Source organism: Agrococcus versicolor, from assembly GCF_039531815.1.
GTDB classification, from domain to species: Bacteria; Actinomycetota; Actinomycetes; order Actinomycetales; family Microbacteriaceae; genus Agrococcus; species Agrococcus versicolor.
The window spans coordinates 818,980-843,168 of the sequence record NZ_BAAAQT010000005.1 but is presented as its reverse complement, the minus strand read 5'-3'; the positions used below and the strand labels follow the sequence as shown (position 1 = coordinate 843,168).

General features: G+C 73.2%; 30 protein-coding genes. 18 read left to right on the top strand and 12 right to left on the bottom strand.

Translation table 11 applies throughout. From position 1 onward, the window contains the following. Positions 1-82: 82 nt before the first annotated feature. Complete coding sequence (locus tag ABD249_RS06940; RefSeq protein WP_344342000.1) at positions 83-595, top strand: DUF805 domain-containing protein; 513 nt, start codon at positions 83-85, stop codon at positions 593-595. Between the two features lie 92 nt (positions 596-687). On the opposite strand, the gene ABD249_RS06935 is transcribed toward ABD249_RS06940, so the two are convergent. Beyond that, a complete protein-coding gene (locus ABD249_RS06935) occupies positions 688-924 on the bottom strand; it encodes a hypothetical protein (protein WP_344341997.1) in 237 nt (78 codons plus the stop codon). Positions 925-1,152: 228 nt separating this feature from the next. Between ABD249_RS06935 and ABD249_RS06930 the strand changes: the two genes are divergently transcribed. After that, complete coding sequence (locus tag ABD249_RS06930; protein WP_344341994.1) at positions 1,153-1,308, top strand: hypothetical protein; 156 nt, start codon at positions 1,153-1,155, stop codon at positions 1,306-1,308. A 140-nt stretch (positions 1,309-1,448) separates the two neighbouring features. Then, positions 1,449-1,817 (top strand): bleomycin resistance protein, encoded by a 369-nt coding sequence (locus tag ABD249_RS06925; protein WP_344341990.1) that lies wholly within the window; start codon positions 1,449-1,451, stop codon positions 1,815-1,817. Here ABD249_RS06925 and ABD249_RS06920 read toward each other — a convergent pair. Continuing rightward, entirely contained in the window at positions 1,748-2,776 is a 1,029-nt protein-coding gene (locus ABD249_RS06920) for a DMT family transporter (RefSeq protein ID WP_344341987.1), read from the bottom strand. The two genes, ABD249_RS06925 and ABD249_RS06920, sit on opposite strands and share 70 nt — an antisense overlap. Before the next feature lie 71 nt (positions 2,777-2,847). Between ABD249_RS06920 and ABD249_RS06915 the strand changes: the two genes are divergently transcribed. From ABD249_RS06915 to ABD249_RS06900, 4 genes are all read left to right on the top strand, one after another. Next, positions 2,848-3,762, top strand: a complete 915-nt coding sequence (locus ABD249_RS06915) for a LysR family transcriptional regulator (protein ID WP_344341985.1) — start codon at positions 2,848-2,850, stop codon at positions 3,760-3,762. Positions 3,763-3,853: 91 nt separating this feature from the next. Then, the gene (locus ABD249_RS06910) at positions 3,854-4,336 is read left to right on the top strand and encodes a MarR family winged helix-turn-helix transcriptional regulator (RefSeq protein WP_344341983.1); all 483 of its coding nucleotides are present in this window, start codon (positions 3,854-3,856) and stop codon (positions 4,334-4,336) included. Next, a complete protein-coding gene (locus ABD249_RS06905; RefSeq protein ID WP_344341980.1) occupies positions 4,333-4,788 on the top strand; it encodes a nitroreductase family deazaflavin-dependent oxidoreductase in 456 nt (151 codons plus the stop codon). Before ABD249_RS06910 ends, ABD249_RS06905 begins: the two co-directional genes overlap by 4 nt. A gap of 108 nt (positions 4,789-4,896) precedes the next feature. Beyond that, the gene (locus ABD249_RS06900) at positions 4,897-5,475 is read left to right on the top strand and encodes a DUF1349 domain-containing protein (protein ID WP_344341978.1); all 579 of its coding nucleotides are present in this window, start codon (positions 4,897-4,899) and stop codon (positions 5,473-5,475) included. 34 nt (positions 5,476-5,509) lie between these two features. Here ABD249_RS06900 and ABD249_RS06895 read toward each other — a convergent pair whose 3' ends face one another. Beyond that, positions 5,510-6,178, bottom strand: coding sequence for a DUF4166 domain-containing protein (locus ABD249_RS06895; RefSeq protein WP_344341976.1), 669 nt, complete (start codon positions 6,176-6,178; stop codon positions 5,510-5,512). Then, positions 6,175-6,810 carry an SRPBCC family protein gene (locus ABD249_RS06890; protein ID WP_344341973.1) on the bottom strand — a complete coding sequence of 212 codons (636 nt, stop codon included), beginning with the start codon at positions 6,808-6,810 and terminating at the stop codon, positions 6,175-6,177. Before ABD249_RS06890 ends, ABD249_RS06895 begins: the two co-directional genes overlap by 4 nt. Before the next feature lie 273 nt (positions 6,811-7,083). Between ABD249_RS06890 and ABD249_RS06885 the strand changes: the two genes are divergently transcribed. After that, positions 7,084-7,893, top strand: a complete 810-nt coding sequence (locus ABD249_RS06885; RefSeq protein WP_344341971.1) for a UbiA family prenyltransferase — start codon at positions 7,084-7,086, stop codon at positions 7,891-7,893. Beyond that, positions 7,890-9,302, top strand: coding sequence for a phytoene desaturase family protein (locus tag ABD249_RS06880; RefSeq protein WP_344341968.1), 1,413 nt, complete (start codon positions 7,890-7,892; stop codon positions 9,300-9,302). Before ABD249_RS06885 ends, ABD249_RS06880 begins: the two co-directional genes overlap by 4 nt. Positions 9,303-9,341: 39 nt before the next feature. Here the strand turns inward: ABD249_RS06880 and ABD249_RS06875 are convergent, their stop codons facing one another. Beyond that, entirely contained in the window at positions 9,342-9,995 is a 654-nt protein-coding gene (locus ABD249_RS06875) for a hypothetical protein (protein ID WP_344341965.1), read from the bottom strand. Positions 9,996-10,229: 234 nt separating this feature from the next. Between ABD249_RS06875 and ABD249_RS06870 the strand changes: the two genes are divergently transcribed. Continuing rightward, positions 10,230-10,796 (top strand): dihydrofolate reductase family protein, encoded by a 567-nt coding sequence (locus ABD249_RS06870; RefSeq protein WP_344341962.1) that lies wholly within the window; start codon positions 10,230-10,232, stop codon positions 10,794-10,796. A 27-nt stretch (positions 10,797-10,823) separates the two neighbouring features. On the opposite strand, the gene ABD249_RS06865 is transcribed toward ABD249_RS06870, so the two are convergent. From ABD249_RS06865 to ABD249_RS06850, 4 genes are all read right to left on the bottom strand, one after another. Next, on the bottom strand, positions 10,824-11,498 hold the full coding sequence (locus ABD249_RS06865; protein WP_344341959.1) for an SDR family NAD(P)-dependent oxidoreductase: 675 nt from the start codon (positions 11,496-11,498) through the stop codon (positions 10,824-10,826). Between the two features lie 148 nt (positions 11,499-11,646). Further along, complete coding sequence (locus tag ABD249_RS06860; RefSeq protein WP_344341956.1) at positions 11,647-12,078, bottom strand: VOC family protein; 432 nt, start codon at positions 12,076-12,078, stop codon at positions 11,647-11,649. Positions 12,079-12,142: 64 nt separating this feature from the next. After that, on the bottom strand, positions 12,143-12,937 hold the full coding sequence (locus ABD249_RS06855; protein WP_344341953.1) for an SDR family NAD(P)-dependent oxidoreductase: 795 nt from the start codon (positions 12,935-12,937) through the stop codon (positions 12,143-12,145). Between the two features lie 23 nt (positions 12,938-12,960). Next, positions 12,961-14,625: an alpha/beta fold hydrolase gene (locus ABD249_RS06850; protein ID WP_344341950.1), complete on the bottom strand. Its 1,665-nt coding sequence runs from the start codon at positions 14,623-14,625 to the stop codon at positions 12,961-12,963. A gap of 111 nt (positions 14,626-14,736) precedes the next feature. Here ABD249_RS06850 and ABD249_RS06845 point away from each other — a divergent pair, with 111 nt between their 5' ends. From ABD249_RS06845 to ABD249_RS06835, 3 genes are read left to right on the top strand one after another with little or no spacing between them, the layout of a single operon-like run. Then, positions 14,737-15,741, top strand: coding sequence for a bile acid:sodium symporter (locus ABD249_RS06845; RefSeq protein WP_344341947.1), 1,005 nt, complete (start codon positions 14,737-14,739; stop codon positions 15,739-15,741). Between the two features lie 52 nt (positions 15,742-15,793). Then, a complete protein-coding gene (locus tag ABD249_RS06840) occupies positions 15,794-16,153 on the top strand; it encodes an ArsR/SmtB family transcription factor (RefSeq protein WP_344341944.1) in 360 nt (119 codons plus the stop codon). Then, positions 16,150-16,869, top strand: coding sequence for a cation diffusion facilitator family transporter (locus ABD249_RS06835; RefSeq protein ID WP_344341942.1), 720 nt, complete (start codon positions 16,150-16,152; stop codon positions 16,867-16,869). The genes ABD249_RS06840 and ABD249_RS06835 overlap by 4 nt, the downstream gene beginning before the upstream one ends. Before the next feature lie 22 nt (positions 16,870-16,891). Here the strand turns inward: ABD249_RS06835 and ABD249_RS06830 are convergent, their stop codons facing one another. After that, positions 16,892-18,292, bottom strand: coding sequence for a glucose-6-phosphate dehydrogenase (locus ABD249_RS06830; protein ID WP_344341939.1), 1,401 nt, complete (start codon positions 18,290-18,292; stop codon positions 16,892-16,894). A gap of 202 nt (positions 18,293-18,494) precedes the next feature. Here ABD249_RS06830 and ABD249_RS06825 point away from each other — a divergent pair, with 202 nt between their 5' ends. Continuing rightward, positions 18,495-19,106 (top strand): GNAT family N-acetyltransferase, encoded by a 612-nt coding sequence (locus ABD249_RS06825; RefSeq protein ID WP_344341937.1) that lies wholly within the window; start codon positions 18,495-18,497, stop codon positions 19,104-19,106. An 18-nt stretch (positions 19,107-19,124) separates the two neighbouring features. Here ABD249_RS06825 and ABD249_RS06820 read toward each other — a convergent pair whose 3' ends face one another. Together ABD249_RS06820 and ABD249_RS06815 are read right to left on the bottom strand one after the other, a co-directional pair. Next, positions 19,125-20,081, bottom strand: a complete 957-nt coding sequence (locus ABD249_RS06820) for a DNA-3-methyladenine glycosylase family protein (RefSeq protein ID WP_344341935.1) — start codon at positions 20,079-20,081, stop codon at positions 19,125-19,127. Positions 20,082-20,113: 32 nt separating this feature from the next. After that, positions 20,114-20,872 (bottom strand): DinB family protein, encoded by a 759-nt coding sequence (locus ABD249_RS06815; protein ID WP_344341932.1) that lies wholly within the window; start codon positions 20,870-20,872, stop codon positions 20,114-20,116. A 119-nt stretch (positions 20,873-20,991) separates the two neighbouring features. On the opposite strand from ABD249_RS06815, the gene ABD249_RS06810 reads away from it, so the two are divergent. The 4 genes from ABD249_RS06810 (at position 20,992) to ABD249_RS06795 (ending at position 23,970) form a co-directional block, all read left to right on the top strand. Next, entirely contained in the window at positions 20,992-21,588 is a 597-nt protein-coding gene (locus ABD249_RS06810) for an NAD(P)H-dependent oxidoreductase (protein ID WP_344341930.1), read from the top strand. Between the two features lie 35 nt (positions 21,589-21,623). Then, complete coding sequence (locus ABD249_RS06805; protein WP_344341928.1) at positions 21,624-22,280, top strand: mycothiol transferase; 657 nt, start codon at positions 21,624-21,626, stop codon at positions 22,278-22,280. 34 nt (positions 22,281-22,314) lie between these two features. Beyond that, the gene (locus tag ABD249_RS06800) at positions 22,315-22,641 is read left to right on the top strand and encodes a hypothetical protein (protein WP_344341925.1); all 327 of its coding nucleotides are present in this window, start codon (positions 22,315-22,317) and stop codon (positions 22,639-22,641) included. A gap of 66 nt (positions 22,642-22,707) precedes the next feature. Next, on the top strand, positions 22,708-23,970 hold the full coding sequence (locus ABD249_RS06795; RefSeq protein WP_344341923.1) for a serine hydrolase domain-containing protein: 1,263 nt from the start codon (positions 22,708-22,710) through the stop codon (positions 23,968-23,970). Positions 23,971-24,189 lie beyond the last annotated feature (219 nt).

Below are 24,189 nucleotides of genomic sequence, written 5' to 3'. Positions count from 1 at the left end.
CGGCTGCGTGCTGTCGAGCCCGACGGTGGAGACCGTGCATCGAGTCCAGCCGGCGTCCGACGAGACGTGGGAAGGTCCCGTCATGACGACCGAGGACGGCACCCCCCGCTCGCTGCGACTCCCCCTCGTCGGGGCGTCCTTCTCGACGGCCATCGTGCGGTTCTTCCGCAAGTACGTCGACTTCGGTGGACGAGCGAGCCGATCCGAGTACTGGTGGGTCGTGCTGGCGCTGACGCTGGCGTCGTTCGCGGTGCAGATCGCTGCGGACGTCGCGGACGGACCGACCCCTCGAGGCAGCGAGAGCACGATCGACTTCGCGCTGCCGTTCGTCCCCGGCATCGGCGTGCCGGCCGTCGGCCTCGACTCGCCCTGGGGCGTCGTCGCCAGCCTGCTCGCCCTCGCCGTGCTGCTCCCCAGCCTGTCGCTCAGCTGGCGACGACTCCACGACACGGACAGATCCGGCTGGTGGTACCTCATCGTGCTGATCCCGGTCGTCGGCTGGATCGCGATGCTCATCTTCATGCTTCAGGCGCCGCGGCCCGAGGGCGCACGCTTCGATCGTCGCTCGGACGAGCGTCCCATCGCTCCGAGGTAGCCGGGCGGCAAGGAACGACGACGGGTCGCTCGACGGGTCGAGGGGCGCGGCTGCCCGCGGGCGGGGCCGGATGCCGAGCCGAGCGTCGCTCGTCAGACGAGGATGCGCAGAGCGAACGCCAGGACGCAGGCCGCCGAGAGCAGCAGCACGGCGAGGCGGTTGCGTCGCTGCGCCACCAGCAGTCGAGCCCCGTCGACCTCCATGCGCCGGCCGTCGTGGTCCCGAGGGTCCTTGGCTCGGCTCACTCGAACCTGCGTGACGATCCAGAGGACGAGCGTCGGGACGACGAGCAGGAGCACGATGAGCGTGTCGTAGGGGCCGTCGAACACTCGATCAACCTCGCAGGTCGGCCTGGGGTCGTGCTGTGGGCCGAGCCATCGCGGCGCGCACCGATCAGCCGGTCGCCTGCTCCTGATCGTCCGGTGACCACCGGGCCGCGTGCCACGGCCACGTCGAGGTGATGCCGCGATCGAGGTCGATGCCTCGCGGGCGAAGCAGCAGCACGCCGACGACCGCGAGGACGTGGCGCTCCCAGCCTCGCCTGCGAGGGTGGCAGCATGCGTCGTCTCCTCGGCTCCATCGGGGCGTTCCTCGCGTCCATCTCCGCGCTGCCGTTCTCCCATCCGGAGGTCTCGAGGCGGCTCGAGGAAGCGGACGACGAGCGGCACGAGACGCGGGATGACCAGGGAGACCGGCCGTCCACGACCCGCTGAGCGCAGGGAGGCGAGCACGCGGCGGCACCCATCGGCCGGGTGCGACGGTCGGCGCCCACTCCCCATCCGCGTGCGCGAACCGCCTCCGCGGGCGACCCGGATGCATGGACACGAGTCGCTGCGACGACAACCATGGGTGCATGAGCAGCAACACCCCTTCGACGCACGGTCTCCGCTCGGCGGCGCCGGTCCTGTCGACGGCCGACGTCGCCGCCTGGCTCGAGCACTACCTCGCGCTCGGCTTCGTCGTCGACGCGCACGACGAGACGTACGGCTTCGCGTCGCTCGGTCCGGTCGAGCTGCACGTCGCGCTGCACCCGGATCACGATCCTCGGACGACGGCGGCTGCCGTCTTCGTGCACGTCGACGATGCGGATGCGGTGTGGCGTCGATGGTCGACCGTGCCCGGCGGGCGCGAGGTGGCCCCGGTCGACACCGACTATGGCATCCGCGAAGGAGCGCACGTCGACCCCGACGGCAACCTGCTCCGCCACGGCTCGCGCATCTGACCTGGGGGTCGGCGGGAGCCGCCCCTGGGAGCGTCGGCACTGGTGAGGGCGCCCTCGTGCACCTTCGTGGGCAGCCGGCGCCGCTCCTCGATGCGCCGACCCCAGACGGTGCCGACGAGGATGAGCGCGATGCCGACGCAGCGCGGCGCCGTGATGGCGTCGCCCGCGAGCGTCAGCCCCACGACCGCCGCCCACACCGGCTCCGTGCCGAGCAGCAGGCTGACCCTGGAGGGCGAGGTGCGCCGGACCGCCCAGGTCTGCACCAGGAACGCGAAGACCGTGCATCCGACGACGAGGTAGGCGAGCAGCACCCATCCGCCGCCGTCGAGCGCCGAGACGTACGCGGGGATGGGCTGACCCACGATGGTCGACGCGACGACGAAGACGATCGCGCACGTGGCGAGCTGCACCGTGGTCATGCGGATGGAGTCCATCGCACGCCCTGCCGAGAGCCGATGCATCGACACCACGTGCACCGCACGGACGACGGCCGCTGCGAGCATGAGCAGATCGCCCGGCCCGGGCGGTCGCAGCGTGCCGCCGCCGGCGAGGAGCGCGACCCCGGCGACGGCGGTCGCGCAGGCGACGAGGAACCGCGGCTGCGGCCGGCGCCGCGCGAGCGCAGCCTCGAGCAGGGGCGTGCACACGAGCGTCAGGCTGATGATGAGCCCGGCGTTCGTGGCGGACGTGTGCGCGATGCCGAAGGTCTCGAGGGCGAAGATCGCGGACAGCAGCAGGCCGAGGATCGCGCCGACGCGCCACTCGGCCGCCGCCACGCCACCTCGACGCATCCAGACGACGACGAGCAGCAGGGCGGCGGCGATCGTCATGCGCACGCCGAGGAGGGCGAGGACGGAGTCCTCCGTCACGAGCTCCTTCGCGACGAGGTACGTCGAGCCCCACGCCATGGCGACGAGCAGCAGGGGAAGGTCCGTGCGGGCCTGGATCGTCGTGGGCACGCCTCATGCTCCCCCGCCGGAACACGTGCGACAAGACGCCGATGTCTGTCGCGACGATTAAGGTACGACTCATGGAACTGGGTCAGCTGCGGGCGATCCGCGAGCTCGGCGAGCGAGGGAGCATCGCCGCGGTGGCCGAGGCGATGCACGTGACGCCATCGTCGATCTCGCAGCAGATCGCCGCGCTGCAGCGCCACAGCCCCGTGCCGCTGACGCAGCGCGACGGCCGACGCACGGTGCTCACCGAGGCCGGGCGCACGCTGGCGGCAGCGGCGGTCGACGTCGAGGTCGCCCTGCAGCGCGCTCGACGGACCGTCGCCTCCCCCGACCTCGATGCAGGCCGCCCCGTGTCGATCGCGGCCTTCCACAGCGCGAGCCGGGCGCTGTTCGTCCCGCTGCTGCTGAGCACGGGTGCCGAGGACGCGCCGGCGGTCATGCTGCACGACTTCGACGTCGCCCAGGAGGACTTCCCACCGCTCGTCGCCGAGCACGACCTCGTGATCGCCCATCGACTCTCCGGCAGCCCCGCGTGGCCGTCGTGGGTGTCCACGCGGTCGCTGTTCCTCGAGCCGCTCGACGTCGCGATGCGCGTCGGGCACCCCCTGGCCGGAGACGGTCCGATCCAGCCGGCCGACCTCGCGGATGCGTCCTGGGTCGCGGTGCACGAGGGCTTCCCGCTGCTGCAGGCGGTCTCCGTCATCGCCACGCTGTCCGGCAGGAGCCCCCGCGTCGCGCATCGCATCAACGACCTGTCCGTCGCCACCGGCGTCGTCGCGGCGACCGACGCGATCGCGCTGATGCCGAGGTACACGGCCGCGCTCGAGCAGCATCGCGACGTGGTCCTGCGCCCGCTCGCCGTGCCCGGGTTCGGCCGCCATGTCGACTGCCTCGCTCGCCCCGAGCAGCTCGAGCGCCCCGACGTGCGCGCGACGCTCGACCGCATCCTCGCGATCGCGGCCGCCCTCAGGGCGGCGGGCACCGCCTGACCTGAGCCCGCGCACGCTGCGCGTGCCCGGCTCGCCGCGCGAAGCGGCATCGGATTGGCGATTCGACAACGTGTTGTCATATCCTGCCCTCATGCGAGCCCCGCAGCATCCCGAGCACGGCCCGCCGTTCCAGGACCTCCTCCTCAGCGTCTTCCAGCTCAGCAACGTGCTGTCGTCCTCGGGCGATCGGCTCGTGGCCGACCTCGGGCTGACGTCCGCCCGCTGGCAGGTGCTGGGTGCCGTCGCGATCGGCGCGCCTCGCCCCGTCTCCTGGCTCGCCCGCGACCTCGACGTCTCCCGCCAGAACGTGCAGCGCATCGTCAACGACCTGGTCCGCGACGGCTTCGTGACGCTCGAGCCGAACCCGAACCACCAGCGTGCGCAGCTGGTGACGATGTCGGAGGCAGGCGCGGAGGTCATGGCTGCGGCCGCGCTCCGCGCACGCCCCTGGGCGGAGCACGCCGCGAGCGGCATCAGCCCCGATGACATCGACACCGCCCGGCGCGTGCTGCACGCCATCGGTGCCGCGGTGCACCACCACGACCACCGCACGAACCAGGAGGAGCCCGCATGAGGCACCGCCCCGACCTGCCGCCGATGCTGAAGTACGGCAACGCGCTCGTGAAGCTCTTCCACCGCATCGGCCTCCCCATCGGGCCACCGCGCATCCTGACCGTCCGCGGACGGATCAGCGGACAGCCGCGATCCACCCCGGTGTCGCTCGTCGCGCTCGACGGCGACCGCTACGTCGTCGCCGGCAGGCGCATGGAGTGGGTCAAGAACGTGCGCGCCGCGGGCGAGGGCGAGCTGCAGCACGGCCGACGACGGGAGCAGGTCACGTTCACCGAGCTGCCCGAGCATGAGCGCGGCCCCGTGCTCCGCGCGTATTGGCATCAGCACAGCCAGGGACGGAAGGTCGCCGCGAGGATCTTCGAGGTCGAGGACGACGCCGGCCCCGACGACTTCGCCGCTGCCGCACCCCGCTGCGTCGCCTTCCGGCTCGAGGCGCCGCGCTCCGAGGCGTAGGCCTCGAGCGAGGCCCTGCGCGCTGCTCGAGCGGTACCGTCTCCGTGGGCACCGCCGGCGCCATGCGCGCCAGGTGCCCCCACCGGTGCGACGACGAAGGGGTTCGCGATGCAGGACACGGCATGGTCGGACGGTCGGTGGACGACGGCGCCGGCGGCCGTCGAGGAGAGCGCGGACGGGCTGCGCGTCACCGCGCGCGAGGGCAGCGACGCCTGGCGACTGACCTCCTACGGCTTCGTGCACGACACCGAGCACGCACTGCTCGCGCCGTTCCCCTCGGAGAGCGCAGTCGAGGTGACCTTCCTCCTCGACCTCCACGAGCAGTTCGACCAGGCGGGGCTCTTCGTGCGCCAGGACGAGGAGCACTGGGTCAAGGCCGGCGTCGAGCGCAGCGACGGGAGCGACAGCCTCGGCGCCGTCGTCACGCGGGGCGCGTCCGACTGGTCGCTGGCTCCCGTGCCGCACTGGAGCGGCCGACCGGTCACGATCCGAGCCAGCCGCTCGGGCGACGCCCTCACGATCCGTGCACGTGCCGACGACGGCCCCTGGCAGATGGTGCGCGTCGCTCCCCTCGCTCCTGACGCGTCCGTGAGCGCCGGCCCGTACTGCTGCGCACCGACGCGCGCCGGCCTGACGGTGCACTTCACCTCCTGGCGGACGGGCGCTGCCGACGCATCGCTGCACTGAGGCGACCGCCGCCGGCGCGGGTGGCCGGAGCCGTCTAGGTGCGCACCTCGTGCCGGGCCGGCTTCAGTCGCGCGGGGGCGTCGCTCGCGGGCACCCACTCGCAGGTGAACGAGCCGCGGTAGCCGAACAGGAAGCCGAAGCGGTCGTTGCGCACCTCGAGGTCGATCTCGAACCGCTCGGCCTCGGCATCCCACCGTTCGCGCAGGAGCGCTCGGCCGCTCGCGACCATCGGGAACGCGAACGAGACCGGCCCCTCGTGGAACCGCTGCGCGTGCGAGCGCAGCTCGAGGCCGCCCTCGTCGTCGACGCGCAGGTCGAGATCGACGGCGAGGTGCTGGTGCGTGCCGAGGTAGTCGACGATGCGACCGGCGTCGAGCACCATCGTCGCGTCGAAGCGACTCGGCGTGCGCCCGACGGCGTACTCGCGCACGAACGTCACCGTCTCCCGTCCGAACGGATCGCGGTACGGGTAGCACTCGATCGTGAACGGAACGTCCTCGCCCACGACGGGCACGAGGATGTTGCGCAGCCGGCCGATCTGCAGGAACGGCACGGTCCACCACGGGCCGCGGCGGATGCTCGTCATGACGCCTCGGCCGATGCACGCCTCCCCCGCGTCGAGCCCCACGCCGAAACGACGCTGCAGCATCGGATGCAGGCGGGCGAAGTCGTCGCCCAGGGCCTGCTCGAAGATCGACGTCATGCTGCTCCTTCGTGATCGTTCGGATCCGCCAGTCGCGCCAGCGACGCCGGGGCATCCCGCAGCTGGTCGTCGCTGCGGCGACCCCCAGCCGGCGCGCGGAGGCAGCGTCCCGCGCGCGGGCGGTCACGGCGCCAGATCCACAGCACGCTGCGCAGCGGCCACCGCTCGGGCTCCTCGCCGCGCTCGAGCCAGATGCGCAGCCGGTCGAAGCTCCATGCCGTCGCCCATCCCAGCAGCGGCCGGGCGACGACGTCGATGAGGCGGCCCATGCCGGGCTCGAAGTCGTAGCCGGTGATGAAGCGCACGCGATCGCCGTCGGGGACGTAGCGCCAGTAGCCGCGCCCCGAGCGGATCGGAGAGAGCGGATCGTCCGTCGCGAAGCGCAGCGCCGACGTGCGTGCGCCGTCGCTGCTCGAGCGCTCGCCGATCGAGATGCCGACGCCGTCGACCGTGTGGAACGGGATGCGCCGCGTGTAGGTGAAGCGCTGCCCGTCGCCGTCCGTCGCCGTCGGGGTGATCGACGAGAAGCGCACGTCCCATCGCGGATGATCGTCGGTGTCCTGCGTGCGCTCCCACACGTCGGCGATGGCCGCGCGGATGCTCGCCTCGACGTAGATGCCGCGTCCGCCCACGCTCCGACGCTAGCCGCACCGCCCGAACGTCTCCTCGACGCTGGGCGGACTCCAGCGCGTCGATGCTGCAGCGATGCGAGCAGCGTCGGGCTGGGCACGACGCGGTGAGCGGCTCGCCTTCCGACGGTAGGATCGGAGCAGATCGACGCCCATCGCGTCGCCGCACGTCCGAGGAGCTCCGGCATCGACGATCGCCACGCAGGTGCGCAGCCGGGCACGGGCGCGGACGGCGCCTGGTCGCGGCTCCGCCGCCTCGTCCACATCTCCCGGCCCGTGCTGTGGATCAACACCATCGGCACCGGCGCGCTCGGCATGTGGCTCACGGGCCAGCTGCTCGACGTCGCCGCGATCCCGATCATCCTGTGGCTGACGCTGCCGTTCAACCTGCTGATCTACGGCGTCAACGACATCTTCGACCAGGACACGGATGCCCTGAACCCTCGCAAGGGATCGATCGAGGGTGCGCGGATCGAGCCGCGGGAGGTCCGCCTCATCGTGTGGGGCGTCGTGGTGTCGAACCTGCCCTTCCTCGTCTACTTCCTCGTGGCGCTGCCGCCGCTCGCGATCGCCGCGATCGCGCTCTACACCGCCGTGTTCGTCTTCTACTCGGCTCCCCCGCTCCAGCTCAAGCGGCGACCGTTCCTCGACTCGATCAGCAACGCCGCCTACGGCCTGCCGCTGCTGATCATGCCGCTCGCGCTCGAGTCGACGCCCGTCTGGCCCGCGGTGGCGGGGCTCCTCGCCTGGAGCGTCGCGAAGCACGCGTTCGACGCCGTGCAGGACATCGAGGAGGATCGCGCCTCCGGCATCACGACCACCGCCGTGCTCCTCGGACCTCGTGGCACCGCCGTCTGGAGCGGCGCCTGGTGGATCGTCTCCACCGTGCTGTTCGCCGTCGTCAGCGTGCCGGTGGCCGTGGTCAACGCGCTGATCGCGGGCACGCTCGTGGTGTGGCTGCTGCTGCGCCCGACGACGGCGACCGGACACCGCCTCTACCCGCTGTCGGTGGCGTTCCCGTACGTCGCCGGCTCCGTCGCGAGCGGGATCCTGCTCGCCGCAATCGTCTTCGAGGTGTACCCATGAGTCGCATCGTCGTGGTCGGAGCAGGCATCGGTGGCCTCGCGGCATCCGCGCTCCTCGCGCACGCCGGCCACCGCGTGACGGTGCTCGAGTCGGCTCCGGAGGTGGGTGGCAAGAGCCGCAGGATCGAGCTCGACGGCGAGCGGATCGACACCGGGCCGTCCCTCGTCTCGTTCCCGCGCGTCTGGGACGAGCTGCTCCGTCGCCTCGACACGGGATCCCACGGCGTCGCAGGCATCGGCGAGATCGCGCTGACGCGACTGCCCGAGGTCGGCCGGTACTACCACGACGGTCGATCGACGACGCTGCCGGTCGAGCCCGGGCATCCCTGGCACGCCGCGTGGCAGAGGTTCAGCGAGCTCCACGCTCCGCTCGCCGACGACGTCACGACGCTGCTCGTGGCCGACCCGCTCGACCGGTCATCGCTGCCCGCGCTCCGTCGCATGCTCGCCGTGTACGGCCCGCGCCTCAGCACCCGCGCGTACCTCGACAGCCTGCCCTGGCTGCCCGACGGCCTGCGCGAGGTCATCGCCATCCACACCCTGAACGCGGGCGTCTCCCCCGCGCGAACCCCGGCGCTGTACGCGAGCATGCCGGCCATCATGGCCGAGACGGGCGTGTGGGTGCCCGAGGGCGGCATCGTGGAGATCCCGCTCGCGCTGCGACGGCTCGCCGAGGCCACGGGCGTGGAGGTGCGGACCGGCGAGGCCGTGCTGCGCGTCGAGCGTGGTCGGGTGCGCACCACGAAGGGCGTCCACGAGGCCGACCTCGTCGTCGGCGCGCTCGACGCCGACCGGATGGATGCGCTGCTCGGTCGCCGTCGCGCACGCGCGTCCTCCCGCACGCTCTCGTGCTCGGCCGTCGCGATCTACGGCGTGCTCGACGAGCCGTTGCCCGAGGGGATCGCCGCGCACAGCATCGTCCTCCCCACGCGGCCCGATGCGCTCCATCGCAGCCTCGCCGCGGGCGACGAGCCCGCCGACACGATGGCGTTCGTGAACCACTACCGCCCCGGCGAGATCTACCCGAACGACCGAAGCACCCTCGCCGTCCTCCTCACCACGCCGGCTGACGGCCGGGAGTACACGCTGGAGCACCCGTTCGTGCGCCGCGAGGTCGACCGCATCTCGGCGCTCATGGGGCTCGATGGGCCGCTGACCGATGCGATGGTCGAGAGCACCGTGCTCGATCCTCGGTACTTCGGATCCTTCGGGGAGCCCCACGGCGCCCTGTACGGCGCGTCTCGCCCGTTGTGGATGAGCGGTCCGTTCCATCGCCCGGCGCACCACGACGTGCGCACGCCGTGGCTCTGGCGGGTGGGCGCGTCCGTGCACCCTGGCGGCGGCATCCCCGCCGTGCTCGGCGGGGCGATGATGGTGGCCTCGAAGCTGCTCGCGAGGCATCCCGCCTGAGTCCGACGGCAGCCGGACGGCAGCCGAGCGGACCCTCGCTCAGAACGCGTCGACGGGGATGCCGTGTCGCTGCGCCTGCTGCACGACCGCTGCGAGCACCTGCTGCACGTCCGTCTCCGGCAGGGTGCCGAGATTGACGAGCGCGGAGGCGGTCAGCCCTGCGATCGGCCGGGTGAGGGTCGTCGCCATGGCCTTCGTCGTCGCGCGCGCCTCGATCGGCGGCCAGTCACGCAGCTCGAGGCTCATGGTGGTCCAGACGTCGGAGACGCCATCGGCACGCATCATCGCGCGCGTCGTGGCCCCGGCGATCCCACGCCCGCCACGTCGCACGCGGGTGACGAGCACCTTCGACACCTCGGTCCACGCGATGGGCAGGCCACCCTGCACGACGATCCCCTCGTCGAGCACGATCGCCACGATGAGGTCGTCGCCGCGCAGCCTCGCGATGCCGACCGCGTTGCCACGTTGGATGAGCGCGACGAGGCCGACGAAGAAGGTGACGATGACGACGATGAACACGCCCATCGCGGCGAGATCTTGGACGACGCCGGCGACGAGCAACACGACCCCGACGAGCGTCAGGATGCCGAACACGATGGAGACGACGCCGCGGCGAGCGATGTAGCCGGATCGGTCACGCACGGGCTGGCGCATGTCGAGTCGGCGGGTCCACGTGGCGGTGTCGAGCTGCATGTCTCGACGCTATGCGCGGCGACTCCCCGAGCCTGGGAGCCCGTCGCGCGAAGGCTGCCGATGCGCTCCACCCGTTCGGCTCGGACATCGCTCAGGGGCCATCACCGGTGTCGGCCTTCCGACGCAGGCACGACCGGCGTACCGTCGACGCATGATTCAGGACCTGGTCGACGGGCATGGCTCGAGGCCGCGCTCCACGTGCTCCCCCGCCGCCCGTGAGGAGAGGCGAACGCGATGAGGCCGCTGCGCTACGCCATCAACGTCACCCTCGACGGCTGCGTGCACCATGAGGCCGGCGTGGCGCCCGACGACGAGTCGATGCGCTTCTGGACCGCGGAGATGCAGCGGGCGGACGGCCTGCTCTACGGCCGCGTCACGTACGAGATGATGCAGGCCGCGTGGCGACGACCGTCGAGCGGCGCGTGGCCGGACTGGATGGATGCATCGGAGACGCCGTTCGCCGAGACGATCGACGGCATGCGGAAGCACGTCGTGTCGCGCACGCTGACCGAGGCCGACTGGAACGCCGAGCTCGTGAGCGGCGACCTCGAGGCGTCGGTGCGACGGCTCAAGGAGCAGCCTGGCGATGCGCTGCTGGTCGGCGGGGTGACGCTGCCCGCCGCGCTCGCCGACCTCGGGCTCGTCGACGAGTACGTCTTCCTCGTGCACCCGGTGCTCGCCGGCCACGGGCCGACGCTGCTGTCCGGTCTGCGCGAGCGCATCCGGCTCGACCTCGTCGATCGTCGGGAGCTCGGCTCGGGCGCGGTCGTCATGCGCTGGCGACCCGCGTCGTCGGACTGATCCGGCCGCCGCAGTCCCGATCCGGGACTACTCCCGGCCATCCTCGAGCGGGATGAGCATCGTCCGGAACTCGCCGGGCGTGGCGTGCAGATCCCAGATGCGGTCGGCGACGTCGTCGATGCCGCGCTCGAGGTCGAGCTTCGGGATCGCGCCGGGGATGACGAGCTGGGACACGCCGATGCCCTCCTCGGCCAGTGCCTCGTGCAGCATCTCGCCGTAGGCGCTCTCGGCCGGGAAGGCGACCGACGTGGCCGAGAAGCCGGCGCGAGCCTGCACCGAGGTGCCGCCGTTCACCAGGATGATGCTGCCGGAGCGGGTCTCGCGCATGGCGGGCAGCACGGCGCGGACGGCGTGGATGAGGCCGATCGCCGAGAAGCGCAGCGCCTCGCTCGCGAGCTCGGGCGTGAGGTCGAGGACCGGGTGCAGGTAGGTGCGCGCCGGCAGCGGGCTGTACTGCAGCACGGAGATGGTGCCGAGGTCGGCGGATGCGCGCGCCAGCGCATCCTCGAGGGCCTGCGGGTCGAGCACGCTCGCGGCGTAGCCGCGCGCCTCGAAGCCCTCGCTGCGCAGCTGCGCCGCCAGGTCCTCGAGCCTCGCGGCGTCACGGGCGATGAGCGCGATCGCGTGCCCCTCCCGCCCGAAGCGGCGAGCGACGGCCGCACCCAGTCCGGGGCCGGCCCCGACGATCGCGATGGTTGCCATGAAGCGCCTTCCTCGATGCGTACGTCCTCGTCTGCGAGCCTACGGGCCGAGGGGGCGTGTCACTCACGTCGACGGACGCGTCCGTGCTCGGCGAGGCGCGCACCGGTCGTCCGAGCGCCACCGTCGCCCCACCGCTCGGGCCGGCACGTCAGCCGAACGACACCGTGCCGTCGTCGGCCACGTGCCAGCCGGGGTTGTGCGCGATCTCCCAGACGACGCCGTTCGGATCGGCCACATGACCGTGGAAGATGCCGCCGAACGCGCCCTCCCGGGCGGGCTTCAGCACCGTCGCGCCCGCGGCCTCGAGCGCGGCGATCGCGTCGACGACCGCGTCGCGACTCGGCACGTTGTGCGACAGCGTGACGCCAGAGGTCCCCGTCGTCGTCGAAGCGCGCAGGAGGTCCTCGTCGTACCTGGCGGCATCGAACATCCCCAGCACGAGTCCCGGCGCGACCTGCAAGAAGAGCACCTCGCCCGGCTCGTCGTGCAACGGCTGCCAGCCGAGGCCGTCGCGGTAGAACCGGCGCGCGGCGTCGAGGTCGGGCGTCGCGAGGGTGACGAAGTGCAGCCGGGGTTCCATGTGGCAAGCGTGCCGTGCAGCGCTCGCCGGCGGAAGCCCCGGCTCGGCGAGCGGCGCCGCCGGGTCAGGGCAGGATCGCGTCCACGTAGCCGCCATCGACGCGCAGGGCGCCGCCCGTCGTGGCCGAGGCGAGCGGCGAGGCGAGGTAGACGACCATGTTCGCGATCTCCTCAGGCTCGATGAGCCGCTGGAGCAGCGACTGCGGGCGATGCAGCCGCATGAACTCGCGCTGCGCCTCCTCCCAGGGCAGGTCCGATCCCACGAGCTCGTGCACGAAGTCCTCGACGCCACCGGTGTGGGTCGGACCGGCGATGACGGAGTTCACCGTGACGCCCGTGCCCGCAGCGGCCTTCGCGAACCCGCGGGACGCGGCCACGAGGGCCGTCTTCGAGACCCCGTAGTGGATCATCTCGGCGGGGATGGCGACGGCGGAGTCGCTCGCGATGCTCAGCACGCGCCCCCAGCCGCGCTCGATCATCGCCGGCAGCGCCATGCGCGTCAGCCGGACCGCTGCGAGCACGTTGACGTCGAGCATGCGCCGCCACGCGTCGTCGTCGATCTCGAGCGGCTCGACGGCGCCGAAGATGCCGAGGTTGTTGACGAGCACGTCGACGACGCCCGCGGCCTCGAGCAGCGTCGCGGCCCCCTCGTCCGTCGTGACGTCGGCGGCGACGCCCAGCACCTCGGCGGTGGGATGCGCTGCACGCACGCGATCGACGGCGGCCGCGACCGATCCGTCCGAGCGTCCGTTCACGACGACCCGCGCACCCGCCGAGGCGAGGCCCATCGCGATCGCGAGGCCGATGCCGCTCGACGATCCGGTGACGACGGCGGTGCGTGCTGACAGGTCGATGCGCATGCCGACAGGCTGCCACCGGCGGGTCACGGCGCGTCGAGGAACGCGCGCAGCACGCACGCCCACGCGTCATGCGCGTCGAGGTGCGCGTCGTGCGAGGCGCCCGGCAGGTCGGCGCGCGCGACGTCCCGCCCATGAGCGACGAAGCGCGCCTGCTGCGCTGCCGTGAACATCCCGTGCTCCGCGAAGACGACGAGCGTCGGCGCCTGCACCGCAGCCCACTCCTCCCAGCGCGGCACCTCGACGTGCTCGAGGATCGCGACCATGACGTCGGCGTCGAACCGGGGTCGCAGGCCGCCGTCGCTCGCCTCGAGGTCGGCGGCCCAGGCCTCGGCGAGAGGTCCCCCTCCCAACGCAGCCGACGCCGCGTCGCGGGATGGGAACGGCACGCGCCAGGAGCGCAGGAACGCCCCGAGCTCCTCGCGCTCCTCGCGGGTGCCGCCGCCCTCGGTGCCCTCGAGCAGCACGAGCCGGCGCACGAGGTCGGGTCGGACCGCGGCGACGAGCATCGCGGTGTGCGCGCCCATCGAGTGCCCGACGAGATCCACCGGCGAGGTCGTCTCTGCCTCGATCACGCGGACGACGTCGGCGACGAAGGCCGCACGGCGCACGTCCGCGGGCCGCCGGGTGCTCTCGCCGTGGCCGCGCTGGTCGACGAGCACGGCACGCCTGCCGCCGAGGGCGCGTGCCGTCGGCAGGAGCTCGGTCGCGCTGCCGGCGAGTCCGTGCAGCAGCACGACCGCCGGGCTCGTCCCCGGCAGGTTCAGGACCGAGATCGTCGCGCCGTCCTCGACCGCGATCGACCGTCGCTGCGGCTGCATCCGCCCGCCGGCCTCGCGCAGCAGCGCACCGATCCGCGGGACGAGCAGCGGCCACGCCGTGCGGGGAGGCAGCCCGTGCCCGACGTCGTCGAGCAGCAGGAACGAGGCGCCGATCGTCGCGGCGAGCGCCTCGCCGTGCTGCGCGGGGAACACGGGGTCGGCCGCGCCGTGCACGACGAGCGCCGGGATGCCGCGCAGGGCGTCGAGCTCGACGGAGGGGCCGGATGCGGCGACGAGGAGGTGGTTGGCCGCAGCCGGCTCGAGGCTCGGGGTTCGCGCGACCGCTCGGCGCGCGATCGCTCGCACCATCGGCTCGTCGAGCGCGCCCGTCCCGGCGACGGCCCGCTCGGCGGCGACGATCCAGTCGACCACCTCGTCCGCATCGTCCCAGTCGGGCTCCGAGGGATCGACGACGCCGCCGACCGCGGCATCCAGCGGACGTCCGACGGGGCCTGCCGGAGCGCTCGAGAGCACGACGAGACCGGCGACGCGCTCCGGCGACCGGCCGGCGACGAGCTGCGCGAGCCCTCCGCCCATCGAGCACCCGAGCACCACGGCGCGATCGACGCCGCACGCGTCGAGCACCGCCACCGCGTCGTCGGCGAGATCCTCGGCGTCGTAGTCGGGCGCGCCCGGGGGCGAGGACGTCGACGCCCCGGTGTCGCGAGCGTCGAATCGCACGACACTCGCTCCCTGCGCGACGAGCGCCGCGCAGAGCTCGTCCGGCCACCAGTCGCGCGACCAGGTCGCACCGCCGAGCAGCAGCAGGGGCACGTCGCCCTCGCCCCCGTCCGTCGTCTGCGCGGCGAGGGTCGCTCCGCGCGCGTGCACGGCGACCTCCCGCCAGGCGATGCGCGTGCGCTCCTCCATGGTGACGACGCTACGGCTCGCTCGCGAGACATGGCAGGCACGAGCACGGTCTCGGCGCGTCGGCGCGATCGCGGTCGCGGCTAGCCTCGAGGCGTGCGGATGGGATCGGGGATGACGTCCGACGCTCCGCGCGCAGCAGGTCGCGGTCTCGTCGCCGCCTGGGATCGCCACCAGGTGCCGCTCTTCCTGGCCGCGCTCGTGCTCGGCGGCGTCGTCGGGCTGTCCGCGCCGCGTCTCGCGCCGTCCCTCGAGCATGCGATCGAGCCCGTGCTCATGCTGCTGCTCTTCGCGACCTTCCTCGCCGTGCCGCTCGGGGAGGTGGGTCGCGCCGTCCGGGATGGGCGCTTCCTCGCGACGGTCCTCGCGGCGAACTTCGTCGTGGTGCCCGTGCTCGCGTGGGCGCTGTCGCGTCTCGTCGTCGACGATCGCGGTCTCCTCCTCGGGGTGCTCCTCGTCCTGCTGACGCCATGCATCGACTACGTCGTGGTCTTCACAGGGCTCGCCGGAGGCGCGCGCGCCCGCCTCCTCGCCGCCGCTCCCCTGCTCATGCTGCTCCAGCTCCTGCTGCTGCCCGTGCTCCTCCTGCTCCTCGCCGGTGGGGACGTCCTCGAGGTCGTCGATCCCGCGCCCTTCGCGCGCGCGTTCGTCCTCCTGATCGTGGTGCCGCTCGTCGCGGCGGGGATCGTGCAGGCCCTCGCGCGTCGACGTCGCATCGGGCGTGCGATCCAGGCGGCGATGGCCGCTGCCATGGTGCCGTCGATGATGGCGACCCTCGCGGTCGTCGTCGCCTCGCAGATCGCCGCGGTCGGCGCGCAGGCGACGGTCCTCGTGCGCGTCCTGCCGCTGTACGTCGCGTTCGTCGTGGCCGCGCTCGGCGTCGGCGTGCTCGCCGGACGCGTCGCTCGGCTCGACGTGCCCGGGACGCGCGCCGTCATCCTCTCCACCTCGACGCGCAACTCGCTCGTGGTGCTGCCGCTGGCGCTCGCGCTGCCGCCGTCGCTGGGCATCGCGCCGCTCGCGGTCGTGGCCCAGACGCTGGTGGAGCTCGTCGCGCTGATCGTGCTCGTGCGGCTCGTGCCGCGACTCGTGCCCGAGCGCGGGACGGCTCCGACCTAGCGCCCGGCGGGCATGCACCGCTCGGTTCAGCGCACCGTGTACTGTTCATCGCATGCTGACCGATGCGTTGCCCGTCCGTGCCGACGCCGTCGACGTCATGGTGCGACTCGGGCGTGCGATGGGCGACGCGACGCGAGCGCGCATCCTGCTCGCGATCGTCGACGGCCCCCGCTACCCCGCCGACCTCGCCGACGCGCTCGGCCTCAGCCGCCCGAACGTCTCCAACCACCTCGCGTGCCTGCGCGGGTGCGGCCTCGTCGTGGCCGAGCCGCAGGGACGCCGCACGAGCTACGCGCTGGCCGACCGCCATCTCGCCGGTGCGCTCACCGCGCTCACCGACACGGTCCTCGCCGTGGACGCCGGCGCGACGTGCGACGACCCCGACTGCCTGCAGCGGGGGTGCTGCGCATGAGCACGGCCTCGATGCTGCCCACCGGCCGACGCCGCATCCTCGAACGCCGCGTGCGCCTCGTGGTCGCGATCACCATCACCTGGAACGTCGTCGAGGCGATCGTCGCGCTGTGGGCGGGCGCGGTCGCCTCGTCGGCGGCGCTCATCGGCTTCGGCCTCGACTCGATCGTCGAGGTGCTCTCCGCCGCGGCCGTCGCCTGGCAGTTCTCCGCGCGCGACCCGCTGCGCCGCGAGCGGGCGACGCTGCGGGTCGTCGCGATCGCCTTCTTCCTGCTCGCGGTCGTCGTGGGCAGCGACGCGCTGCTCGCGCTCGTGCAGCAGGAGCGGCCGGACGCGAGCCCCGTCGGCATCGCCATCGCTGCGCTCAGCCTCGCCGTCATGCCGTTCCTCAGCTGGTTCGAGCGGCGCACGGGGAGAGAGCTCGGGTCGGCGACGGCGATCGCCGACTCGAGGCAGACGCTGCTGTGCACGTACCTCTCCGCGGCCCTCCTCGTCGGGCTGCTCGCGAACGCCGTGCTCGGCTGGTGGTGGGCCGATGCCGTCGCCGCGCTCGTCATCGCCGTGATCGCGGTGCGCGAGGGCGTGCTGACGCTGCGCGGCGAGGGATGCTGCGCACCCAGCGCGCACGTGCACGCGCACGCGCGGGACTCGACCGACGCGCAGCAGCCGGACGCCGCCGCGATCGCCGCCCCGTCCTGCGAGTGCTGCGCACGCTGATCGCACCCGCTCGACGACGGCCCTACCAGGCCGACGGCCCGCCGCTGCCCGCCTCGTACGCCTCGAGCTCGCCATCGCCCGCGGCCCATGCGTCGAGCACGGGCGTCACGATGCGCCAGCACTGCTCGGCGACGTCGCCCGGCACCGACAGCAGCCGGTCGCCGGCCAGGAGGCCGAGCAGCACCTGCCCGTAGGCGCTCAGCGGCGCGGCCGCGGGGCGCGCCGTCGCGCCGAGCGGCGCGAGCACGTGGGCGTGGCCCGGGTCGTCGACGAGGAGCTCGACGTCGATCGCGGCGTCCTCGAGCGAGATGCGCAGCACGGACCCGGCACCGTCGGCGGGTACGGCGATGCCCTCGAGAGGCGTCGCGGCGCGCAGGTGGATCGCGATCTCGGCACGCGGATCCCCGATCGCCTTGCCCGAGCGCAGCACGAACGGCACCCCCTGCCAGCGCGGCACGTCGACCTGCAGCACGAGCTGCGCGAGGGTCTCGGCCCTCGCATCCGCGTCGACCCCCTCCTCGTCGACGTAGGACGGCAGCAGGCGACCCTCGACGCGTCCCTCCTCGTACCGCGCGCGGCGGGCGGCGCCGGGGTCGTCGCGCCACAGCCGCGTCGCGCCCAGCACCTCGGCCATGCGCACGTGGACGTCGGCCGCCGTCACGGCATCCGGCCGTTCCATCGCGACGGCGGCGAGCACCATGAGCAGGTGGCTCTGCAGCATGTCGCGCAGCGCGCCCGTGCCGTCGTAGAACGCCGCGCGCCCCTCGACGCCGAGGGTCTCGTCGTAGACGATCTCGACGCGCTCGACATGCTCGGCCGACCAGCTCGCCTCGAGCAGCGGATTGCCGAAGCGCAGGCCGAGCATGCCCACGACCGCCTGGTTGCCGAGGAAGTGGTCGATGCGCCAGAGGCGATCCTCGGGGAGGACGGCGGCGAACGCCTCGTTGAGCGCGCGCGCATCGGAGAGGTCCTCGCCGAAGGGCTTCTCGATCGCGACGACGAGGTCGTCGGGCAGGTCGATCTCGGCGAGCGACGCCGCGACGGCGTGGCCCATGGCAGGAGGCAGCGCCACGTAGAGCACGGGCGAGGTCGGACAGGCGTCGAGCAGGGCTCGCAGCTGCTCCGGGTCGGAGGCGTCGGTCGCGACGAAGCGCGCGCCCGACGTCAGGGCGTCGACGACGTGCGCGGCGATGCCTGCGGACTCGAGGCTGCCGCGCACGACGCCCTGCCACTCCTCGTCGGTCTGCGGCGTCCGCGCGGCACCGATCAGCGTGACGTCGTCGAGGCGGGCCAGCTGGGCGACCTCGCCGAGCCCGGGCAGCAGGAGCCGCTCGGTGAGGTCGCCGCCCGCGCCGAGGATCGCGATCGTGCGGCCTCGCTGCTCGAGGTCGTCCGCCGAGGGGATGCCGGGCCGAGCGCGCATGCGGTCTCCTTCGCTGCTGGGGATCGCGTGCGTGCGCGCGCGACCGTCCATGACGATGCCACCCGCCGGCCGTCGGTGCGTGCCGGTTGCGTCGGCGCCGAGCACGTGCTCGGGATCGAGGGCCGCTCGGTCGTGTCGACGTCCCCCGCGCCGAGCGGGGGTCTAGACTGACGACACCTCACTTTCTCATCGAAGGCATCTCGTGCAGATCCGCTCCGCCATCGTCGCCGAGGCGAGGCTGTGCGCCGGCATCGTCGCCGCTGCCCTGCTCGACGATCCCGTCGGCGCACGCGCCATCCCCGGCCGCGCCGATCGCCTCCGTCGACTGACGAGCCTGTACGAGGCCGAGCTCCGCGTGGGCTCGTTCGACCACGGGGCCGTCGACGTCGCGGTCGTGGACGGGGTGATCGTCGGCGTCGCCGCGTGGGAGTCGCCGCGCCTCTGCCGACGTCGGGCAGCCCTCCTGCGCCAGGCACCTCGCTACGCCTTCGCGATCGGCCCCGTCCATGCCGGCGTCGCCCTGCGCACGCTGGGCATCCGACGGCGCGCCCGACCCGAGGGCACGTTCGTGGTGCTCGCCGACATCGCCGTCGCCGCGTCGGCGCGCGGCCTGGGCGTCGGCACCGCGCTGCTCGAGCACGGGCTCGCGCGTGGCGACGACGGCGTCTACCTCGAGGCGACGACGCCCGCGAGCAGGCGGCTGTACGAGCGGCACGGCTTCGTCATGCGCAGCGAGATCGGCCTCGTCGCCGACGGGTATCCCGTCGCCATGTGGCGCGCGCCTCGGCTGCCCATGGAGCCCGCGCTCGCCTGACCCTCGGTCGACGCGCCGTCACCGTCGCGACTCGGGCCGCGGCCCCGGCGTGCGCCGCGGCGCGATGCGCGGTCGGACGACCGCCCCGCCGGCGTAGACGAGCCGGGCCACCCGGTAGCGGTGCCCGCGCCACGGCTCGAGGAACGCCACGAGCTCGGCATCGTCGAACGAGCGACCCGCGAGCGTCTGACCGACGACGGGGGCCAGATGCACGTCGCCGACCGACACGGCGTCGGCATCGCCCAGCACCCGCTGGCGCACCTCCGCCGACGTCCACGGGCCGATGCCCGGCATAGACAGCAGCACCCGGTCGATCGTCTCGAGGTCGCGACGCTCGTCGACGAGGCGTTGCATGCTGCGCTCGCGGGCCGCGACCCAGCGGATGGTCGCGGCGCGACGCAGGTCGACGCCCACCGCGCGCCACTCCCCCTGCTCGAGGCCGAGCCACGCCGCGCCGCTCGGGAAGATGCGCATGCCCGCAGGGGCAGGATGCGGCGCGGGCTCGCCGAGCCGCTGCACGAGCCGAGACCAGGAGGCGAGCGCCGCGACGGCCTCGACGCGCTGCTCGAGGATCGCGCCGACCAGGCCGTGCAGCATGTCGCCGCTGCCTGCGATGCGCATGCCGGGGTGCCTGCGATGCGCGGCCTCGAGGAAGGGATGCTGCGGCTCGAAGCCCGACGGATCGTCGCCATCGCCGAGCAGCCACGGCGCGCGCTCGACCGCCCACGCGGCGCCCGCACCCCACGCGCGACACAGGATCCGTGCACCACGCTGCTCGAACCGCACCACGGCCGGACCGTCCGGCGTGCGCATCGTGCGCCACACGGCCCCGTCCGGATCGCGCCGCTGCGTCGGGTCGCGCCTCCCCTGCTGCGCGCGCCCGATCGTCTGCGCGATCGACGTCGGGAGTCTCGGCGCCCATTCGCGCCAGGCGTCGGGCGCGGGCAGGCTCGGCGCGTCGTCTGCTGCTGCCATCGTCTCCGAGCGTAGGGCCGCCTCCTGCTCGGTCACCCGGCGGCTGCCTCGTCGAGCGCGACGAGGTCGCGCAGCGCGAAGCGCAGGTGCTCCCACTCCTCCTCGAGGATCACGTGGATGCACGAGCGCACCGTCTCCTCGCGCGCCGGCTCCCAGGGATTGCGTCGCGGCGCCGCGAGCCCGTCGGCGTCGATGCTCGCGAGCAGGTCGCGGACCATCCCGACGCGATCGGCGCGCACCGCGAGCACCGTGGACCACTCGGGCGACGTCTCGGAGAAGGTCGCCGCGTCGCCTCCCTGGGCGGCGTACGACCCGTCGGGCTGCCCGATGGGATGGAACGGCCGCTCGATGCCGAGGATCGCGCCGCGCAGCCAGGTGTCGGTGGCCATGACCAGATGCCGCAGCGTCTGGGCGAACGACCACTCGCCGTCGACCGAGACGTCGACCGCGCGCCCGGGCATCCCCTCCGCGCGCCGCACCGCTGCGGCCCAGGCGTCCTCGACCGCTCGCCACGCCTCGCGCAGCCCCTCGGGGTCCGGCGCCCGGCGCAGCGCGCGCCCCGGCATGCGCCGGCAGAGCTCGGCCTCGACGAGCGGTGCGACGTCGACGCCGTTGACGAGGAGGGTGCTCTCGCCGTCGAGGAGCCAGGGCGCGTCGAGGTCGCCGCCCGCCAGGTCGACGCCGCGCATGACGACGCCGCGGAGGTCGACCTCGACGAATCGCGCATCGCGCATGCTCGCGTGCTCGTATCGCACGCCGTGCAGGTCGCCGGTCGTGGTGCGCTCGGTCATGGCTCCCCCTCGTGCTCGCCACCATCATGCGCCGCACCTCCGACGGCCGGATAGCGTGGAGCGATGCCTTCTCCCTCGATCGCGCCACGCCTCCGCCGTCCGAGCCCGGTGGACGCGGCGTGACGCGCACGCTCGTCGTCGTCGCCCATCCCGACCCCGCCTCGCGGACCATGCGCGTGGCCGAGCGCCTCCGCGACCGGCTCGGCGGCGCGACGATCGCCGACCTGGCCGCCGAGGGCTTCGATCCGCGCTTCGGCGTCGCCGACCTCGCCGACTACCGCGCGCAGACGCGCACGGACGACGCCGTGCTCGCCGAGCAGGCGCGCGTCGACGCCCACGACCACCTCGTGCTCGTCTTCCCGGCGCACTGGTGGTCGATGCCCGCCCTGCTCAAGGGCTGGATCGACCGCGTGCTCGTGGGCGGCTGGGCGTTCGCGCTCGCGCACGACGGCAGCATCGTCCGCATGCTCGATCGGCTCACCGTCCACGCCATCCCCGTCGCGGGCACGGATGCCGCCCTCTGGGAGCGGCACGGCTACGCGGCGGCGCTCGAGACGCAGCTCATGCACGGCGTCGTCGACTACTGCGGTGCACGCCGCGGCGCGGTCGTGATCCTGCACGACTCCGAGCGACCCGACGACGCCGCGCTCGCCGCCGACCTCGAGTCGACGGTCGCGGCCGTCGCCGCCGCGATCCGGATGACGCCGACGCGCTGATGGCGGATGTCGGCGGCCCGGGCTAGCGTCGCGGCATGTCCGATGCCACCGAGGCCCCAGCAGCCAGCCCCGACGCCTCCCCCTGGGAGCCGCCGCTCGCCGGCAGCGAGGTCGAGCACGTGCTCGCCTCGCTCGACCGGCTCCGCACCACGTTCCGCTGGAAGGCGGACGACCTGACCCTCGAGGCGCTCCACGCACGCACCGGCGCCTCGGCGCTGTCGTTCGCGTCGCTGCTCAAGCACCTGGCGTGCGTCGAGGACGAGAAGACGGGCATGGCCCTCAGCGGCGCGTCCTACGGACCGCCGTGGGCGGGCATGGCCGGGTACGAGGGATCCCCGCAGGAGTACGCGTTCGATCCCGGGGCGCTCTCGGCGGCCGAGCTCTACGCCCTGTGGGACGACGCCGTCCGGCGCTCGCACGACCGGCTCGCCACGGCCCTCGCGGACGGCGGGCTCGACCAGCGCGTCGCGATGGGTGCCGACGACGGCCTGGTGGTCAGCCTGCGCCGCCTCCTCCACGACCTCATCGAGGAGTACGGCAGGCACACCGGCCACGCCGACCTGCTGCGCGAGGCGATCGACGGGCGCGTCGGCGAGGATCCGCCGGAGGGATGGCACGCGACCTCCGGCTCGTCCCCCGTCGGATGCCGCACGCCGGCGAGCATGGATCCCGCTCGTACCCCGACTTCGTAGGATCGGCACGATCCACCGCCTCGGGAGGCCATCCATGCAGCTGTCGTTCCTCTTCCAGCCCGTCGACGACCTCGCGGCAGCGGCCGCGCACTACGCGGCCCTCGGCTGGGAGGAGGCGTGGCGACAGGGCGACCACACCATCGCGCTGCAGTGCCCGGGCCTCGACACGCAGCTCATGCTCGACGACGAGCCGGGATGGGGTGGCCCCGGGCCGATGTACCTCGTCGACGACGTGCAGGCCTGGCTCGACGCGCATCCCGTCGCGCAGGTGGCCACGCGCATCGCCGACATCCCCGGCGGTCGCGTCGCCGACATCCAGGCGCCGGGGCACGTCTACTACGTGTTCTCCGTCGAGGACTGAGACGGTCGCTCGCCGCAGGGGCGCGAGGACTAGGCTGCGGGCACGCACCGTCGCGAGGAGGCACGGATGACCACGCACCCGAAGCTCGAGCAGCAGGTCGAGCCCGAGGAGGTCGGCGTCTCGAGTCGGCACCTCGCGCATCTCGACGAGCTGCAGCGGCGCAACATCGCCGACGACGCGTACCAGGGCTCCGTCATGCTCGTCGCTCGTCACGGCAAGGTCTGCTACCTCAAGGCCTTCGGCAAGGCCGACGAGGACGTGCCGATGGAGACCGACTCCATCTTCCGGTTCGCATCCATGTCGAAGACCGTCGCCGCCGCCTGCGTCCTGCAGCTGTTCGAGCGGGGCCTCATCGGGCTCCACGACCCGGTCGCGCAGTGGCTGCCCGAGCTCGCCGACCCCCGCGTCGCGGTCGTCGAGGACTGGGGCGTCACCCGCATGGCGAGCGCCGAGCGCCCCATCACGGTGCACCACCTGCTCACGATGACGGCCGGCTACACGAACACGTGGTGGCACCGCCTCTTCGAGCCGTCCGTCTACGGCGTCGTGCCGCAGCTGCTGAAGGACGCCGGCGTCATCGACACCTTCGAGGCCCCGGCGACGAACCTGGCCGAGGTCGTCGAGCGGCTCGCGACCGTGCCGCTCATCGCCCAGCCGGGCACGATGTTCGACTACTCGAACAACTCCGTCAACGTGCTCGCGCGCCTCGTCGAGGTCGTCTCGGGCCTCGACTTCGACACCTACCAGCGGCGCAACATCCTCGAGCCGCTCGGCATGGACGAGACGTGGTTCTTCGTGCCCGAGGCGGAGCAGCACCGCCTCGCCGCCGTCTACTGGGCCGGTCGCGACGAGCGCCAGCTCGAGGACGCACCGCTCGGCGCGGGCATGCTCGGGCCCGAGTACTCGTTCAGCGAGCATCGGACGCTCTTCAGCGGCGCCGGCGGCCTGCACGGCACGACCGGCGACTACCTGCGCTTCGCGCAGATGCTGCTGAACGGCGGCACGCTCGACGGCGTGCGGGTGCTCTCGCCCGCGTCGGTTCGGCTCATGACGACGAACCAGATCGGCGACAAGACGAACTGGCAGCTCACCCAGAATCGCTGGGGCTACATGGTCGACATCCAGGAGGGCGAGAACGCTCCCGCAGGGTCGGCCCACTACCTCGGGGCGCCCGGCGCCTACTCGTGGCAGGGCTTCTTCTCGACGAAGTTCGTCGTGAACCCGCGGGCGGACACCGTGATCCTCACGATGTCCACGCCCGGCTTCGACGGGGCGCTGCCGCACAACCTGCGGCTGCTCGCCGTGGCGAACGCGGCCGTCGACGACTGATCGTCGACGGCGCGGCGGCTGACGAGGTCAGTCGCCGCCGTTGTTGATGAGCTGGAGCCAGCGTCCGAAGGGCGCCTCGGCGACCTCGTCGGGCCATCCTGCCTGCGTGTCGTCGTCGCGGTCCATGGCGCGCTCCTCTCGATCCGCACGTGGGCTCGGATGCGAGCCGACGCGGTGCTGCGGCGAGGAGACGGTCGTCCCCCGCGTCCTCAGCATGCG